Annotated in this window: 17 protein-coding genes; 3 read left to right on the top strand and 14 right to left on the bottom strand. The window is 58.9% G+C overall.

The window, feature by feature from the left end; genetic code table 11:
• Positions 1-2: 2 nt before the first annotated feature.
• The 9 genes from NITLEN_RS13745 to NITLEN_RS13705 form a co-directional block, all read right to left on the bottom strand.
• Positions 3-1,289, bottom strand: a complete 1,287-nt coding sequence (locus NITLEN_RS13745) for a TolC family protein (protein WP_121990208.1) — start codon at positions 1,287-1,289, stop codon at positions 3-5.
• Positions 1,290-1,332: 43 nt separating this feature from the next.
• Positions 1,333-1,767, bottom strand: coding sequence for a hypothetical protein (locus NITLEN_RS13740; RefSeq protein WP_121990207.1), 435 nt, complete (start codon positions 1,765-1,767; stop codon positions 1,333-1,335).
• Between the two features lie 70 nt (positions 1,768-1,837).
• A complete protein-coding gene (locus tag NITLEN_RS13735; RefSeq protein ID WP_181416866.1) occupies positions 1,838-2,230 on the bottom strand; it encodes a response regulator transcription factor in 393 nt (130 codons plus the stop codon).
• Between the two features lie 358 nt (positions 2,231-2,588).
• Positions 2,589-2,996, bottom strand: a complete 408-nt coding sequence (locus tag NITLEN_RS13730; RefSeq protein WP_181416865.1) for a response regulator — start codon at positions 2,994-2,996, stop codon at positions 2,589-2,591.
• 69 nt (positions 2,997-3,065) lie between these two features.
• Positions 3,066-3,338: a hypothetical protein gene (locus tag NITLEN_RS13725; RefSeq protein WP_146216193.1), complete on the bottom strand. Its 273-nt coding sequence runs from the start codon at positions 3,336-3,338 to the stop codon at positions 3,066-3,068.
• 139 nt (positions 3,339-3,477) lie between these two features.
• The gene (locus NITLEN_RS13720) at positions 3,478-3,912 is read right to left on the bottom strand and encodes a response regulator transcription factor (RefSeq protein ID WP_121990203.1); all 435 of its coding nucleotides are present in this window, start codon (positions 3,910-3,912) and stop codon (positions 3,478-3,480) included.
• A gap of 163 nt (positions 3,913-4,075) precedes the next feature.
• Positions 4,076-4,717 (bottom strand): response regulator, encoded by a 642-nt coding sequence (locus NITLEN_RS13715; protein ID WP_121990202.1) that lies wholly within the window; start codon positions 4,715-4,717, stop codon positions 4,076-4,078.
• The gene (locus NITLEN_RS13710; RefSeq protein ID WP_121990201.1) at positions 4,714-5,835 is read right to left on the bottom strand and encodes a sensor histidine kinase; all 1,122 of its coding nucleotides are present in this window, start codon (positions 5,833-5,835) and stop codon (positions 4,714-4,716) included. Before NITLEN_RS13710 ends, NITLEN_RS13715 begins: the two co-directional genes overlap by 4 nt.
• A 223-nt stretch (positions 5,836-6,058) precedes the next feature.
• Positions 6,059-7,714 (bottom strand): alpha-keto acid decarboxylase family protein, encoded by a 1,656-nt coding sequence (locus tag NITLEN_RS13705; protein WP_121990200.1) that lies wholly within the window; start codon positions 7,712-7,714, stop codon positions 6,059-6,061.
• 147 nt (positions 7,715-7,861) lie between these two features.
• Between NITLEN_RS13705 and NITLEN_RS13700 the strand changes: the two genes are divergently transcribed.
• Positions 7,862-9,055 carry a class I SAM-dependent rRNA methyltransferase gene (locus NITLEN_RS13700; RefSeq protein WP_219999456.1) on the top strand — a complete coding sequence of 398 codons (1,194 nt, stop codon included), beginning with the start codon at positions 7,862-7,864 and terminating at the stop codon, positions 9,053-9,055.
• A 43-nt stretch (positions 9,056-9,098) separates the two neighbouring features.
• On the opposite strand, the gene NITLEN_RS13695 is transcribed toward NITLEN_RS13700, so the two are convergent.
• Complete coding sequence (locus NITLEN_RS13695) at positions 9,099-9,560, bottom strand: helix-turn-helix domain-containing protein (RefSeq protein WP_121990198.1); 462 nt, start codon at positions 9,558-9,560, stop codon at positions 9,099-9,101.
• Between the two features lie 170 nt (positions 9,561-9,730).
• On the opposite strand from NITLEN_RS13695, the gene NITLEN_RS13690 reads away from it, so the two are divergent.
• Together NITLEN_RS13690 and NITLEN_RS13685 are read left to right on the top strand one after the other, a co-directional pair.
• Positions 9,731-10,072 carry a hypothetical protein gene (locus NITLEN_RS13690; protein ID WP_121990197.1) on the top strand — a complete coding sequence of 114 codons (342 nt, stop codon included), beginning with the start codon at positions 9,731-9,733 and terminating at the stop codon, positions 10,070-10,072.
• Positions 10,073-10,126: 54 nt separating this feature from the next.
• Positions 10,127-10,933 (top strand): TrmH family RNA methyltransferase, encoded by an 807-nt coding sequence (locus NITLEN_RS13685; RefSeq protein WP_121990196.1) that lies wholly within the window; start codon positions 10,127-10,129, stop codon positions 10,931-10,933.
• A gap of 217 nt (positions 10,934-11,150) precedes the next feature.
• Here the strand turns inward: NITLEN_RS13685 and NITLEN_RS13680 are convergent, their stop codons facing one another.
• From NITLEN_RS13680 to NITLEN_RS13665, 4 genes are all read right to left on the bottom strand, one after another.
• Entirely contained in the window at positions 11,151-11,573 is a 423-nt protein-coding gene (locus NITLEN_RS13680; protein WP_121990195.1) for a Na-translocating system protein MpsC family protein, read from the bottom strand.
• A gap of 315 nt (positions 11,574-11,888) precedes the next feature.
• Complete coding sequence (locus NITLEN_RS13675) at positions 11,889-12,239, bottom strand: isocitrate dehydrogenase (protein ID WP_121990194.1); 351 nt, start codon at positions 12,237-12,239, stop codon at positions 11,889-11,891.
• 34 nt (positions 12,240-12,273) lie between these two features.
• Complete coding sequence (locus NITLEN_RS13670) at positions 12,274-13,290, bottom strand: isocitrate/isopropylmalate dehydrogenase family protein (RefSeq protein WP_121990193.1); 1,017 nt, start codon at positions 13,288-13,290, stop codon at positions 12,274-12,276.
• Between the two features lie 229 nt (positions 13,291-13,519).
• On the bottom strand, positions 13,520-14,569 hold the full coding sequence (locus tag NITLEN_RS13665; RefSeq protein WP_121990192.1) for an L-threonylcarbamoyladenylate synthase: 1,050 nt from the start codon (positions 14,567-14,569) through the stop codon (positions 13,520-13,522).
• Positions 14,570-14,734: the final 165 nt, after the last annotated feature.

Below are 14,734 nucleotides of genomic sequence, written 5' to 3'. Positions count from 1 at the left end.
CGTCATAGTGTTCCCCCGACGGCTCGTTCAAGGTGCGCTAGGGAAACGGACAGTTCGTACCGCGCGTGGGCGTAGTCCATCTGGATCTGGCGTTGGACGCGCTGGGCATCAAAGACGTCGAGCAGGCTCGATGCGCCTTGCTGAAAACTGAATTGCGCGAGCCGCAAGGCCTCTTGCGCTTGCTTTAATAAGCCCTTATCGAAGACATCGATCAATTCCGCCGTTGTCCTGGCGTCTTGATAATGCTGGAAAATAGCTCGCGCCAGTTCGTTGCGTGTCCGCAGCAACTCGGCTTCATGATGCCGCTTGGCGCCTAGCGACGCGGCGATTTCTCCTTCCCGGCGGTACCAGAGCGGCATGGGGATGGACAGGCCTCCTTGCACCGCTTCTCGGCCGATCTCGCGCCAGTAGCTGCCGTTGACCGTCACGCTGGGCACTCTCGATTGCCGCTCAAATTCGATTTTCCAGTCCGATTGTTCGACCGATTTCAACAGCCGTTGAATGGATGGATGCTGAGTGCCCATGCGGACGATCAATCCGTCCAGGTGGACTTCTTTCGACAGGCCCATGAAGTCTCCTTGAATGACATACGTCGGTCCGAGCGCGCCTCCGGTCATAGTATCCACCACGGCCCGATTGATGCGCACGGCGTTATCCGCGCGAGCGAGCTGTTGCTTGGCTTTCAGCACTTCGACTTCTGCTTTGATGGATTCGAATTGCGGGGCTTCTCCGGACTTCACGCGCGCCTTGACGATCCGCGTGACACTCTCGACGGTGTCGAGATTCTGTTGAGCCAGCGCGGCATCCCGTTGGGCCAGCAACAGGTCGTAGAACGCGACTTTGACTTGCGTGGTCAGATGCAACCGTGTTTCCGACATGCCGGCGTTGGCGGTTGCCAGACCCGCATCGGCCACCCCTTGGCGGGCCTTGCGCATCGCGGGCCATTCCAATGGTTGCCCGATGGTCACGTTGTATTCCGTGAGTTTTTCACGGTCGAGGGATTCGCGGATATTAGCCCGGCCGGTGTCCCGCACTTCCCCGTAGCCCATGTACCCGGTGACCGTGGGGTTGGGATAGGCGCCGGCAGCCGTCTGGTGGCCGCGCTGCTGATCGATGGTGCCTTCCGCGGACGATACGGCCGGGTTTCTGGCCAGCGCCAGATCGAGGATGGAGTCGAGGCTATAGGCTGCCGGGGCCGGCTCCAGCGCAAAGCCGAGCGACGCCGGTATGGCGGCGGCATAGAGTGCGGCCCCGAGGCCGATGAGCGAAAGCACAGCGCGAATGGTCATATACAGGACTCCGATGAGAACGAGGAGTATATCAGTTTCACCGTCAGGTCGGTCGTGTCGAGACGACAATCCTTGCGGTGGGCGTCATGCTCCTCAACGGATCGTCGAGATTGAGCCAGACATTGTATTGGATGGACCCGGCCTGGGAGAAACACAGGCTCACATAGCCATTAGGTGGAATGGTGGCCGTATCGTCGAGCGATCCAAAACTCGAGAAGCCTGTTTGGCAGGAGACGCCCGATCCGGAGAGATGGCTGAGCAGGCTGATTTTGACCGGCTCGCTCCGTAGATTGTGCCAGCGGATTTCGTCACCGACATGGACATCCAAGCGCTGCGGAGTGACGCCATTCTGAATCTGAATGTGATGGGTAGGGACCGAGTCCGTGCCGGGCGATACCGCCGCGCAGGCGGCTAGGAGTCCGGCCCCAATGCAGAGCCCGGCCGATCGGATTGCGCGATGCGCGGCGGGGAATCTCATAGTCCTTTTGTCCATATCGTGCCTTTCGGTGTGAAGGGAGCTGCCGGTTGTTCCCTTGATTCCACAGAGGTCATGGTTTTGGGAGCAGGGTGCCGATCGATGCCAGCAATGCGTCGATCTCATAGGGTTTGTGGATGATCTGATCGGCGCCGAACGAAGTGGCCACAGCCAAGAGGTCGGCCCGGCTGCTTCCGCCGCTCATGGCGATCAGTTTGATCCACGGGATTTCTCGCCGCAAAGTCAGAATGGTTTCGAGCCCTTCTTTACCGGGCATGAAGAGGTCCACAATCGCCAGTGCGCATCGCCCTTCCTTGGCAATAGCGATGCCGGCGCCGCCCTCTTGAGCGTCTCGAACGCCATAACCGGCTTCTTCAAGTGCGAGACGAAGGAGCTTGCGAATGTCGGGATCGTCGTCGATGATAAGAATCGTGTGAGTGTTCGGCATATCAATTCTGTCGGTCATCTCATTCCTTGCGACTACTTCCGCACATAGCATCGGGCCTCCTCTCCCTCAGGGGAGGCGGGTGTGTCGTGAACGCTTCTGGACTGGCTTGGACGATGGTGTCTGCCGGTCCCGCCAGGGTGTGTGCCCTGGGCGGCGGTCTACTCGGGGTCATCTGGGGCGAGAAGCACGGCGACCGGTCCTGTCGGGTGGTTCGTGCGCAGCATCACCGCGTTTCCAGAGCCGAACCAATGGGTGCCCGATTCCTTTCGACGAATCCCGTTCAGGGGGCATTGCGATGAGGCGATGCCACGTGATTGGCCGTTGGTCTTCGGTCACCCATTGGTTCGACTGTGCTGGAGACGGTTGGCAATTCATATTAGGTTCGGTGCGGACGTCCGGAGAAGACTGACGCGCACTTTAGTTTCAGGAGTTCCGGGTCAACGGGTTTCACAAGGTACTCTTGGGCCCACATCCTGACTGCATTCCGGAGCTTGTCGATGTGGGACGCCTGGGCCATGACAATGACCGGAACCGTTGGGTGGCGGTCCTTCATTTCCTGGAGGACGGCCATGCCGCCGAGGACCGGCATATCCATTTCGAGCAACATGCCTGCGAACTCTGGAGCTGAGCCCGCTTGAGCGAGCCGCGCGAGCCCCGATAGGCCGGTGTCTTTTCCCTCGGCCTCGAATCCCCACTGTGCTAATTGGCTGCATACAGACAGCCGGATCTCATCATCATGATCAACCACCAGAATGCGCCGACGGACTAATGGATCTGTCGTCATGTGCGTACTTTGTCCTGGCTTTAGATTGCCCAGGAATGCGGGTGCCAATTTCATTGCGGATATTCGCCGTTAGGGTGATTGCGACGCTTTGTTCCGATCGCCGCTGCCGTGAAGACCCACGTTCGTGGTCGGCTGGTGCCGCGACTGCCTGGCTGAAGCGGGGGTAGTCTGTGGTTGCGGGTGCTGCTGAATCGGGGCATCCGGTCCGGTGCCGCCGGCAGCGTAGTGGCTCCCGCGTCCGAACGTGATGAGTTGGTGATAGAACCGTTCACAGTCATGACAATAGGCATCCTCGATTATGGCGTTGTCCGGCCCGAGCACAGTGTCCTTCGAAGTTCCCATCTCCGGCCCTCCGCTTGCCGAATCGGCCTCGGCTTGCTCGGGGGTGAGACGCCGGCAAAACCAGCAGAGTGTCAGGTGCATAGCCACGATGACGTCCTCTCACGCGATTCGACCGCTCGCGTCGCGGGGCTGATCCTCTTTATCGGTCTTGGCGCAGGACCGCCGGCGATGGTTGTATCGGCACCGCATGTGGCGCACGGTTCTGTGTGTGAACGTCGCCGATCAGAGACCGCAATGAGCCGGTTAAATCCGTCGTGGCTCCTTTAATGAGATAGCCGGCGGCTCCCGCCGCAAAGGCGGAGGCCTTGTAAGACGGTGCGGCGTGGGCGGTCAGAAAGATGATGCGTATGTGCGGCGCGACATCTTTCAGGGTCCGGGCCGCTTGGAGACCGTCTATTTTGGGCATATCAATATCGGAAATGATGACATCGGGTTGCAAGCTCTGGGCATATTGCAAGAGCGTTTCGCCATCCTCCACGGCACCCACGACTTTAAACTCCGGTTCCAGAATGATGCGGAGGAGTTCACGGATTTGCGGATGATCGTCTGCCAGCAAGATGCGAGTCCGTCTCATGGCCCACCTCCATCCATAGAGATGATCGTGCCGCGGATATGTGCCCGCTCCCTATGGAAGAAGTGTATGTCGGGAATCGCGATTGGGGTACTAGACAGGTCCCCAGGTGGAGCTGGGGAAATCCCTGGGTTTTTCAGTCGAATGCGCGCGACTATCGTGACGATTATGAGGAGATGAGCCCGTGGGTCAGCGCATAGCGCGTGAGTTCGGCGGTAGTGTGCAAGTTCAGCTGATCCATCAGTTGTGTTTTGTGAAACTCAACGGTTTTGGGTGAGATCTCCAACGCGACCGCGATTTCCTTCACGGTGTTGCCTTCGGCGACTAATTGGAGGACTTCCCGCTGGCGGGGTGTCAGCGCCGCGCCGCGTTTCATGGTCGGCGTCCGACCGGTCACGGCGGACTGCACCAATCCTTTGGCGATCAGCGGCGTAATGTAGTTATGCCCGCTCATGACGGCCTGGATGGCCTGGACAAGTTCCGATCCGGCGGACCGCTTCAGCAAATAGCCCTTTGCGCCTGCTTTGAAGGCTTCGGTGACGTAGGCCTGGTCGGCGTGCATCGTGACGAAGATGAGGTTGGCGTTCGGCACATCCTTGTGCAGTTTGCGGGCGGCATCGATCCCATTCAGATGCGGCATGGAAATATCGAGCGTCACGATATCGGGCTGGAATTGCTGTGCCAGCTTCAACAGGGTGCGGCCGTCTTCGGCGGCGCCGACGATGTCGCAGGAGCCCTCCAGCAATTTGCGGTAGCCGTCCAGAACCAAGGTATGGTCGTCAGCAAGTAGCACGCGGGGTTTTGTCACGCTTCCTCCATCAAGGGAATGCTGGCTTGGAGCCTGGTGCCGGTGCCGATCGCCGATTCGATGGACAAGGTTCCACCGACCAGAGCGACGCGTTCTTTCATGCTCAATAACCCGAGGCCTCCGGATTCAGTTCGGGGCAGATCGGTGAGAAACCCGACGCCATTATCGGTAATGGTTAAGGTCAGTCCTATCCTGGACTGAGCCAAGGCGACGTCGACCCGCGAGGCCTTCGCATGGCGGACGACATTGTTCAGACTTTCCTGCGCGATGCGGTACAGGCCGGTTGCGATATCCTGGGAGAGCGTGGCCGGCATGTCATGGCAGCTGATGCGGGTCTCCAGATGGTTGCGCGAGCCGACATCTTCCACCAGCCGCTGTAGGGCGATGGAGAGACCGAGGTCGTCGAGGATCGAGGGATGGTAGTGATAGGCCAGATGCCGCACATCTTCGGAGAGCTCGGCCACGCGATCCGAAATCGACCGGATGGCTTGGGTGAGTGACGGTGTGAGCGCGGGCAGTTGCCGCTGAATCCCTTCCAGTTCGATGGACAGAAGCGCGAGCCGCTGGTTGATATCATCGTGCAGGTCGCGGGAAATTCTTCGCCGCTCATCTTCCTGGACTCGGATCAATTGCGACGCCAGCCGTGTGAGTTCCCGGCGGCTGAATTCAAGGGAGTGTTCCGTGCGCATGCGCTCCGTAATCTCGACGACCAGCGCCTCATTCACCAGGGCGAGTTGCCGGGTGCGATCCCGCACGCGTTCCTCAAGCTCCGTATTCATCCGTTGGAGGAGCAGTTCGTGGTCGCGGCGTTGACGGAAATACCAGACGGGCACCCACATGGCCCAGATGCTAAACGCGCGATTGGAAATAGGGACCCACAGCGGAAGATCATGCGGGTTCTCGCTCATAAGCCCTGCGACGATAATCAGGACCGTGACGATGCCCGAGATGATGAACGGATAGGACCGCTGCGAGGAGAGTAACGAGAGGAGCACGGGGCCGAGGTACAGGATGTGATTGGCCACGCCTAGCGGCGTGTGAAGGTCGACTACCAAGAGCGCGACCGTCAACGCGGCGACGCCCGATGAAATAACCCATTGTGGAGTTGTCTGTTTCATGGAAGTCTGTGGGGTGAATTATCCTCTCCATTGCCGGGCTATTCAAGCGAGTGTGGTCGTCACGTGAGCCCTGGGAGATGTCCGAGCCGCTGCTGCCGCGCGCGGGGGTGTGGCTGAGGAGCCCGTGTCTTGAGCGTCTTGACGAGGACGGCCGTCCTTCCGATGGGGACGAAGTGGTTATGAGCCGGACCTCTATCGTCAGGGCGCGGTCGTTGCCCCCACGCTACGGTTTATCCGTCGAGAGCTTTTTCCCTAGGCGGCGAGCCAGGCGAACCATGCCGGGGGAGCGATCGGCTGGATTCAACAGCACGTTGAGCACATGCACCTGTGTGGAGTCGGCCAGCGCGGCGGCGATGCGTTGTTCAAAGCCCTGTTGGGTTGTGACACGGGAGCCTACGCCTCCGCCTACCAGATCGCAGATGCGTTCATACTGCCATTCGTGAATATCGTTGAACGGGCCTTCGAGGATTTCGCGTTCGGTGGAGTAGCCGCGGTTGTTGAGAATGATGACGATCGGGGCTTGTCCGTAGCGCACGCAGCTGGACAGTTCCGTTCCGGTCATCTGAAAGGCTCCGTCTCCGACGAGCACGATCGGGCGGAGGGTCGGATCGGCGCAGGAGGCGCCGAGCGCGGCAGGGATGGCAAACCCCATGGAGGTGTAGTAGGCGGGGGAGAGGAATTCAAACCGGCGGTGGACATGCAGATCGGCGGCGGCAAACAAGGATTCTCCGACGTCCGCGATCACCAGCGTCTGTTCGTTCAGGATCGTGTCCAGATGGCCGAATAGGCCGCGCAGCGTGATCGGCCCAGCGGGGTCTAATGCGGGGCCGGCTGGAGACGGCGGAGCCGGTAGGGTCCGTGATGGGAAGCTGGGAAGCGGGGCTTCGCCGAGCCCACGCACAAAATCCTGAAACCGGATGGCTTCGTATCGATGATGCTTCACGGCGATACGGTCGGCCGTGGCGTGAATCGTCCGGCCTTCGGTCATGAGCGGCGACCGGGCATCCACGTCTTCGACATCGGAGAGAATCGAGCCGAGAATCAGGAGGCAGTCTGATTCGTTGATGAACTGCTGCACTTCGTCGCGTCCGATCAGGCCTCCGTATACGCCCACATAGAGCGGATGGTCTTCTCGAATTACGGATTTCCCCAGCAAGGTGGAGGCAATGGGAATGTTCAGCCGCTCAACTAGTTTGGCGAGATCGTCGTGCAGACCGAATCGTCCGACTTCCGCGCCGACCAGTATTGCCGGACGGTGCGCGGCCGACAGCATCATGCGGACTTCGCCGATGGCTTCGGCCAGTGCCGCCGCGTCGCTGAGCGCCTCGTCGATGCAGGCCGGTTTGCCGCTGCCGTGGAGCGGGCTATGGACCATGTCTCGCGGGATTTCAATGTAGATGGGGCGGCGATATCGCAACAGGGCGGCAAAGGCGCGGTCCATTTCTCGTTCGGCCGTGAGGGGGTCGTCGAGCGTAATGGCGGCGACGGTCATTTGTTCAAACACGTCCCGCTGGGTGGAGAAGTCTCTCACCATATGGTGCATGTAGGGAGTGCGCGTGCGTTCGGAGAGTCCCGGTGATCCCGTGAGCAGGACGACGGGAGATCGTTCCGCGTAGGCGCAGGCGATGGCATTGACGGTGTTGAGTCCGCCGACACAATAGGTGACACAGGCGGCGCCGATGCCGTTGATGCGAGCGTAGGCATCCGCGGCAAATCCCGCGCAGTCTTCCCTGGTCGTCCCGATATGCTTGATGGGCGATGCTTCGATCAATTGATAGAGTGACAGCACGTAGTCGCCGGGAATGCCGAAGATGTGCCGGACGCCCAGGCCATGGAGCCGGTCGAGGACGGCCGTTCCGATGGTTGCAGGATGATTCATGTGTGTGCTCCAGAGGACGACAACAGGGCGGTGCTCCGCATGAGCACATCATATTGCCCGGGCAGCGTCAAGTCATGCGTGGGTGCGCGCGCGACAGCGCGGGGAATCCCCTTGACCTTTCATAGTGCCAGGTTGGATAAGTGACGCATGACAATACAAACTGATGCATCCACCGCTCGCGTGACGTTACTTCATCAGATGGGGAGGGAAGGGCCCGGCCATCTCTGGCTCTATGCCGGTCATGTGGCGAAGATCGAGGGCCAGCCGGTTGCCGGTGATGTGGTCGATGTGGTCACGCCCGCCGGACGATTCTATGGCCGGGGGTTCTATAACCCGGAGTCCAAGATTCGGGTTCGTTTTCTGACCTTTGACGACATTCCGATCGATGAGCCGTTTTGGCTTGAGCGGATGCGTCAGGCGGTGCGTCTGCGGCAGCGGATCGTGACGAATTCGACGGCGTACCGGCTCATCCATGGGGAAGGCGACCGCCTGCCGGGATTAATCGTGGATCGGTACGATCAGGCGCTGGTGATGCAGACGCTGGCCTTCGGGATGGATCGCCGGAAAGCGATGCTGGCCGATTTGCTCGCGGAGGTCACCGGTTTGAAGACGATTTATCTGAGAAATGATCCGAAAAGCCGGACACTTGAGGGATTGCCGCTGGAGCGGGGATTCGCGAAAGGGAGCGGAGCGACGACCGTCGAAATTACGGAGGGGCAGGCGATTTTCCGTGTCGATATGGAGTCCGGACAAAAGACCGGGTGGTTTTGCGATCAACGGGAAAATCGATTAGCGGCGGCGCGGTATGCGAACGGCGCTGAGGTGCTGGAGGCATTCTGTCATACGGGTGCGTTCGGGATTCATGCGGCGCTGGCCGGTGCCGTATCGGTCGAAGGGCTGGATGTCAGCGAAGACTCCCTGGTGATTGCGCGGGAGCATGCGCGTCGGAATCGTGTCGAGTCTCGTTGTCACTATCGCGCGGGTGATGCATTCGACGAACTGCGTGCATTGATCAAGACCGGAAAACGCTACGATATGGTCATGCTCGATCCTCCGGCGTTTGCCAGGAGCCAACAGGCGGTGCCCAAGGCGCTCACCGGGTATAAGGACATCAATCTGCTTGGAATCAGGCTCACCAAACCGGAAGGCTTTCTGGTGACGAGTTCCTGTTCGCACCACATCTCAGACATGCAGTTTTGGGATGCGATCCGTCTGGCGGCACGCGACGCCAAGCGCGAAGTCCGATTGATTGAGCAGCGTGGACAGAGTGGCGATCATCCGATCCTGGCGAGCATGCCGGAGACGCGCTATCTGAAGTGCCTCATCCTGCAAATCTTCTAGTAGACTGTTGATCCGGGTCAGAAATATCAGCCGATGTCGGCAGTTAGTCGCTGGGTGGTTCGAAATGCCCCGAAGGGCGCTGTTGCCAGGGGACAGTGGCTTGCCGTGATTGCTTGACGAGACTGCGGAGACTCATTTCTGCCGCGCGTAGCAGTTTCGGATCGCCTGCCTGCATCAGCGCCGTCAACATGACATACAGCGATCGATCCAAACGTGAGCCGGTCAGAATGCGTTCGGTGACGGGATCGGTGTGGTCTGGAGGTGGGGGCTCATCGTCGCCGGACTCGTTGAACAGGCAATCAAACGATTTGGGTGTATCAAACAGCCATGAGGGTGGAATGCGCAGGGCAGTTGCGAGTGATTCAATGGTTGCTGAGGAAGGATCGGTCTGATCGGTCTCGATGTCTTCGAGCTGACTAGTCGAGATGCCGGCAGTCTTTGAAAGGGTTTCAATTGACTGGTTTCGAGAGAGTCTCCAGGCCTGTATGAGTGCACCGATCGGCATGCGCGGATGATATAGAAGTCTGGATTCTGCCGCAAGCGACCCACTGGGTTGAATTTGATAAACGTATACACATCAATGACTTACGTTGATATTTGTCGGGTGGCGGGTGAGAGGTGAATTCAGGTACAATATGCCCGTTTGAACGTAGGTCTTTGAAGGAGGGCGGGAACATGTTGGGAACGGACATTCGTGGCATTATGGCTGAAGAAGAAGAGGTGCAGCGGCGCCAGCAGGCCTTGAAGTCACTCATGACGATGCGGGCGCGCCAGCTTCGCGAATCGCTGGATGCTCGGATTAAGCGGGCCGGCAATACAGGCGACTGGAAGCTTCTCTCGAAAGCCGAGTGCGCGGATTTACATAAGCAAGAGAAGGCTCACCTGAAGTCCCAGCTTGAAAAACTGCAGACCGAGCAGGATCGCACGCGCGGGAAGCTCACGCTGCTCAAGCGCGCTAAGGCGCGGGCCCAGCGGATTCGTGCTGCAGAAGCCGCGTCCGAGCGGAAGCGGCGGTAGTTCTCTGCCAGGCGTTCTCTCCGAGCCTGGCCCTGTACGGTAAGAGGGTCGAACGTGTCTGCTCTGCTCCGCCCTCTTACTCGTGCGCATGGGTCGTTGGTTCGGCATCTTCTCCAGGACAAGAAGTCACGTCTCAGTGAAGGCGCCTTCGTCATCGAAGGCGCCCACGCCTGTCGCGATCTCATTCTCTCTTTTTCGCAACAGATCATCAGTCTCACTGTTTCCTCCCGATATCTTGAGCAGGAAGACGACGAGAGTCGCGCTGCCAGAAATGCGTTGCGGGCGACGCAATATTCCTGTTCGGATGAGACCTTTGAAAAGCTCTCCGATGTGGATGTGCCGCAGGGGATTCTCGCGGTTGTCCACTTGCCGAAATGGAATGAACGCGACGTGTTGGCTCAGCAGCGAGTGCTGGGTATCTATGGCGAACGTCTACAAGATCCAACGAATGTGGGTACGATCGTTCGGACTGCCGCAGGGCTTGGTTTGTCAGGGGTCTGGCTCAGCTCCGATTCCGTTGACTGTTTTCATCCGAAGGTGGTGCGGGGCACAGCCGGAGCCGTTCTCGCGCTTCCGGTGTTTCAGGGGGCGGAGCTGTCCTTTCTGAACGCGTCAGGCTGCGTGCTCTATGCTGCCGTCGTCTCGTCGCCCAAGGCCTGTGATCTCAGAAGTATTACAGCGCGTGCTCCTCGATCTATCATTGCCGTTGGGAATGAAAGCCAAGGTTTACTCCCTGCATCCATCGCAGCGTCATCGCACACCTATTCAATTCCCCTTGTACGGGGCATTGATTCCCTCAATGTCGCGGTCGCGGCCGCGATTTCGTCGTATCATTTCAGCGGGCTTCCCGTCGCGCGATAAGCACACCATGAATTCGGTCAGGAGTGAGCGTGGGCAATCATATGGGGGGCTGGGAGACCAGTCTTTCGTATGCTTCCTCTTACAAGGGAGCAAGGGGGAAGGTGAAGCGCCTGTCAGCGTCGTTTTCTGACCGGCTATTGCGTCCGTGTAATGCCGTTTAGAACGAGATCGATCGAGGCTCCATCTATCGAGAAGAGATCGAACAGGCGGGGGCCGTTCATTTTATCGAGTGTTCGCTCGCTCCGAGCAGATTGATCACCATCGTGCTTTTTCCTGTAGGTGGATCCAGGTCGGTGCGCAGTTCATAAATGTGTTCGCCAAGGATTTCTGTGAGCTCTTTCTGCAAACGGTCTTGTCCCGTCGCGAACAGCGCCTGGTGCATCTCTCTCAGTTGAATGCATCCTTCCTGGGTTTGAGCCAGCCGCTCTTCCGCTGGAATGGGGGAGGTTCTGGTCAGATCGACCTCGATGGTATTCTTCACGAACCGAACCTGGATATGGGAGTAGTTGGATTGCATGAAATCCTTTTGGAAGTTCAGCACGGCCAGCATAATCGAGTACTCGACATCGGCCCCGCTCGTCGAGCCATTTGAAACTTTTTCCCGAGGAAGACTCCCCCTGTTTCCAGCCGTGTGCGTCATAGATATTCTCTATCCAGAGGCGGTTCAATAACTCCTGCGGTTTGCTGACCCAGGAGAGGGATCGCATATGTCATCGTGTTGAGAATGCGGGTGCTGCTCAAGGACATTGTCGTGAATTCCTCGGAGCGGACAAACGCTCCTTGCCGCGCGCCTCCGTCATAGCGGAGCCGTCTTAGGGGTGATCGGCACCATCTTCTAATTGCCTGGCTGCTGGGGCGGGAGTCGATGCGCACCTCCTCAAATCTTGCGAGGTGCGCATCGCGGTCTCCCTTCATCTTTCGACTGCCGGCTTTGGCCGACGGCGTAGGTGTGACGCTAGTAGGCCTTACTGAAACCTGGCTCGCCGTCGTAGTTCCACAGCTTCTGAGCCGCAGACCACCACCAACCCTTCTTCGTCAGGGCGTCCAGGAACGCATTGACGTCCGCGTCCTGCACATTCTTGGTGGCCATGAACCGGCAGCGGTACCAATTGACCTGCAGCAGATCGGGGCTCACAAACCCGGGCCAGACCTTCGTGCCGCGGTTCGAAATGAATTCACATTTAAAGGCTCCGATCTCATCGAATTTCGGGATGCCTTTCTCAGTGATGATGTACATATCGATTCCGACGAGTGTGACCTCTCTCTTCTTCTTTGTCGCTTTCGCGATTTCCGTTAACGTTGGCATTGGATATCTCCTTGTTCAGTCTGTGTGCGGAGGCTCAGGCCTTCGCGTGCATTTTGTCCACGATCGCTTGCGCATACTCGTCTGTGGTTGCCGTGCCGCCGACGTCGTACGTTACGTGCTTTCGTTCGTCGAGCACGGCGAACATGGCCTTCTCGATCCGGGCCGCGGCCGCATCCTCTTTTAACCAGCGAAGCATCATGATGCCTGAGACCAGCACGGCCGAAGGATTGACCTTTTTCAGGCCGGCGTATTTCGGCGCTGAGCCGTGTACCGCTTCGAAGATCGCGCAGCCATCGCCGACATTGGCGCCCGGCGCAAATCCCAAACCTCCCACCAGCCCCGCGCAGAGGTCCGTCAGGATGTCGCCGTAGAGATTCGGCAGCACGAGGCAGTCGAACTGAGCCGGATTTCTCACCAGCTGCATGCAGCAGTTATCCACGATGATGTCGCCGGACTCCATGTCGGGATATTGCTTGGCGACTTCCCGAAAGGCATCGAGAAAGAGTCCGTCGGTCATCTTCATGATGTTGGCCTTGTGGACGCAGTAGACCTTCTTGCGCCCGTTGGCTTTGGCCCACTTAAACGCAAAGTCCGCAATGCGATAGGAGCCTGGCCAGGTAATGACTTTCAAACATTGCGCGACTTCGTCCGACACCATATGCTCGATGGCGGCATAGCAGTCTTCGGTGTTCTCGCGAAAATTCAGAATGTCGATCTTATCCCAGGGCCGTTTGAGCACCGGGATTAATTTCGCCGGCCGCACATTCGCATAGAGGTCGAACACCTTTCGGAGTGTCACATTCGCGCTCTTGTGACCGGTTCCGATGGGCGTGGTCGTGGGGCCTTTCAACGCGATCTTATTTTTGGCGATGGCTTGGACCGTCTTGTCAGGCAGCAGCGTGCCGTGTTTCTCCAAGCAGTCCAGTCCGATCTCCTCATACTCCCATTTGATATCGACGCCGCTCGCATCGATCACCAGCCGGACCGCTTCGCAAATTTCAGGGCCGGTGCCCTCTCCCGGTAACATCGTCACAACATGCTGTGTACCCATTAAAAACCTCCCTTAAGCAGCAAGGGCGATCGGACCATCCGTTCCCTTACTGAGTCACGATTGCAAATCAGATTCCAAACTGACTGAGAAGTTTTGAGGTGAACGAATAGTCGAGATCACTCACTAAATGCACGGTTCCGAAGGATCGGACCTTCGCGGTGCGCGCAGGTTGCTATAACGGTAGAGGTCTGTCGTGCACCGACACACGAGTTGCACGGATAGCAGTGCGTCATTGCTCACTGGAGTTCGACGTTATGTGGATTGATGCGGGTGAAGTGGTGAGGCGGGGTAACGGAGCGAGCGGCGCGGCACAGCGTCTGAGCCGGTCCATGATCGCCAGGCCGAGGCCTTGATCCTCGCAGGGCACGACGTACAGATGGTCGAGGCCAAGGGCGTCCAGTCGCCGCAGCGCCGCGAATAAATTCCTCGCGGCTTCCCGCAGATCGCCGGACGCCGAGAGCACTTCGACCGCATGGAACCGCTCATCCACGTGGCCCGGTGTCGACAGGGCCAGTAGTCCGGCGCGCTCATGCTCTTGAATCGTGTGGGCTGCCCCTTGAGTTGCGAGAATTGTTACCGGTGTCCGGGTCGCGTAGTGGCGAGGGTGTTGGCCAGGCACAACCGTCGTTTGACCAGCAGTCGTATGTCCGAGCGGGCCAATGACCTTCTGGATCTCCGCCAGCGTGATGCTGCCAGGCCGCAGAATTTCCGGCCTGGTTCCGAACATCGACACGATGGTGGACTCCACCCCAATCGGGCACGGGCCTCCATCGAGAATCAGGTCTACCTGCTCGCCGAGTCCGTCGAGCACGTGGCGCGCGCACGTCGGACTCACATAGCCGAAGGGATTGGCGCTCGGCGCGGCGATCGGGACCCCCGCTTCCCGGATCAGCGCCCGCGCCACCGGATGGGCCGGCATCCGAATCGCGAGAGTGGGAAGTCCTGCCGTCACAATATCGGGAACCTCTTCTCGCTTCTGCAGCACTAAAGTCAGAGGCCCCGGCCAAAATGCATCCATCAACCGGTGATCGCCGACGCTGATCGTCTCGACCAGCCGATTGAGGGATGTCCGTGTCGCAATATGCACGATGAGGGGATCGAAATGAGGCCGCTGCTTAGCCTCGAAGACGCCCGCCACCGCCTCCGGATTCAGTGCATTGCAGCCGAGCCCGTACACGGTTTCAGTTGGAAAGGCGACGAGACCGCCGTTCCGAATCACCTCGGCGGCCCGCCGAATGGATTCCGGATTCGATGCGGGAATGACGTGAGCCGCCGCCACTATGCTGACCAGCAGCAGGCGGGCAGGGGAGATTGCGCCGGCGTACTCATGGTGGCGCCGTTCAACCGCATGACGCGCTTTCGATTCATCTTATCCGCCTCACGTCTTGCGGGTAGCATTATTGACTAGTATTGGCGTCGGGGCGATTGTTGTTCCAGTACCCGG

The sequence above is a fragment of the Nitrospira lenta genome (assembly GCF_900403705.1).
In the GTDB taxonomy this organism is placed as follows: Bacteria; Nitrospirota; Nitrospiria; order Nitrospirales; family Nitrospiraceae; genus Nitrospira_D; species Nitrospira_D lenta.
The sequence above is the reverse complement of the archived record's forward strand: the minus strand, read 5'-3'. Positions and strand labels throughout refer to the sequence as shown.

Bases quoted from the DNA above. Each gene is read 5' to 3' on its own strand.
- NITLEN_RS13745 (WP_121990208.1), bottom strand. From the start codon at position 1,289: ATGACCATTCGCGCTGTGCTTTCGCTCATCGGCCTCGGGGCCGCACTC.
- NITLEN_RS13740 (WP_121990207.1), bottom strand. From the start codon at position 1,767: ATGAGATTCCCCGCCGCGCATCGCGCAATCCGATCGGCCGGGCTCTGC.
- NITLEN_RS13735 (WP_181416866.1), bottom strand. From the start codon at position 2,230: ATGACCGACAGAATTGATATGCCGAACACTCACACGATTCTTATCATC.
- NITLEN_RS13730 (WP_181416865.1), bottom strand. From the start codon at position 2,996: ATGACGACAGATCCATTAGTCCGTCGGCGCATTCTGGTGGTTGATCAT.
- NITLEN_RS13725 (WP_146216193.1), bottom strand. From the start codon at position 3,338: ATGGGAACTTCGAAGGACACTGTGCTCGGGCCGGACAACGCCATAATC.
- NITLEN_RS13720 (WP_121990203.1), bottom strand. From the start codon at position 3,912: ATGAGACGGACTCGCATCTTGCTGGCAGACGATCATCCGCAAATCCGT.
- NITLEN_RS13710 (WP_121990201.1), bottom strand. From the start codon at position 5,835: ATGAAACAGACAACTCCACAATGGGTTATTTCATCGGGCGTCGCCGCG.
- NITLEN_RS13705 (WP_121990200.1), bottom strand. From the start codon at position 7,714: ATGAATCATCCTGCAACCATCGGAACGGCCGTCCTCGACCGGCTCCAT.
- NITLEN_RS13700 (WP_219999456.1), top strand. From the start codon at position 7,862: ATGACAATACAAACTGATGCATCCACCGCTCGCGTGACGTTACTTCAT.
- NITLEN_RS13695 (WP_121990198.1), bottom strand. From the start codon at position 9,560: ATGCCGATCGGTGCACTCATACAGGCCTGGAGACTCTCTCGAAACCAG.
- NITLEN_RS13690 (WP_121990197.1), top strand. From the start codon at position 9,731: ATGTTGGGAACGGACATTCGTGGCATTATGGCTGAAGAAGAAGAGGTG.
- NITLEN_RS13680 (WP_121990195.1), bottom strand. From the start codon at position 11,573: ATGACGCACACGGCTGGAAACAGGGGGAGTCTTCCTCGGGAAAAAGTT.
- NITLEN_RS13675 (WP_121990194.1), bottom strand. From the start codon at position 12,239: ATGCCAACGTTAACGGAAATCGCGAAAGCGACAAAGAAGAAGAGAGAG.
- NITLEN_RS13670 (WP_121990193.1), bottom strand. From the start codon at position 13,290: ATGGGTACACAGCATGTTGTGACGATGTTACCGGGAGAGGGCACCGGC.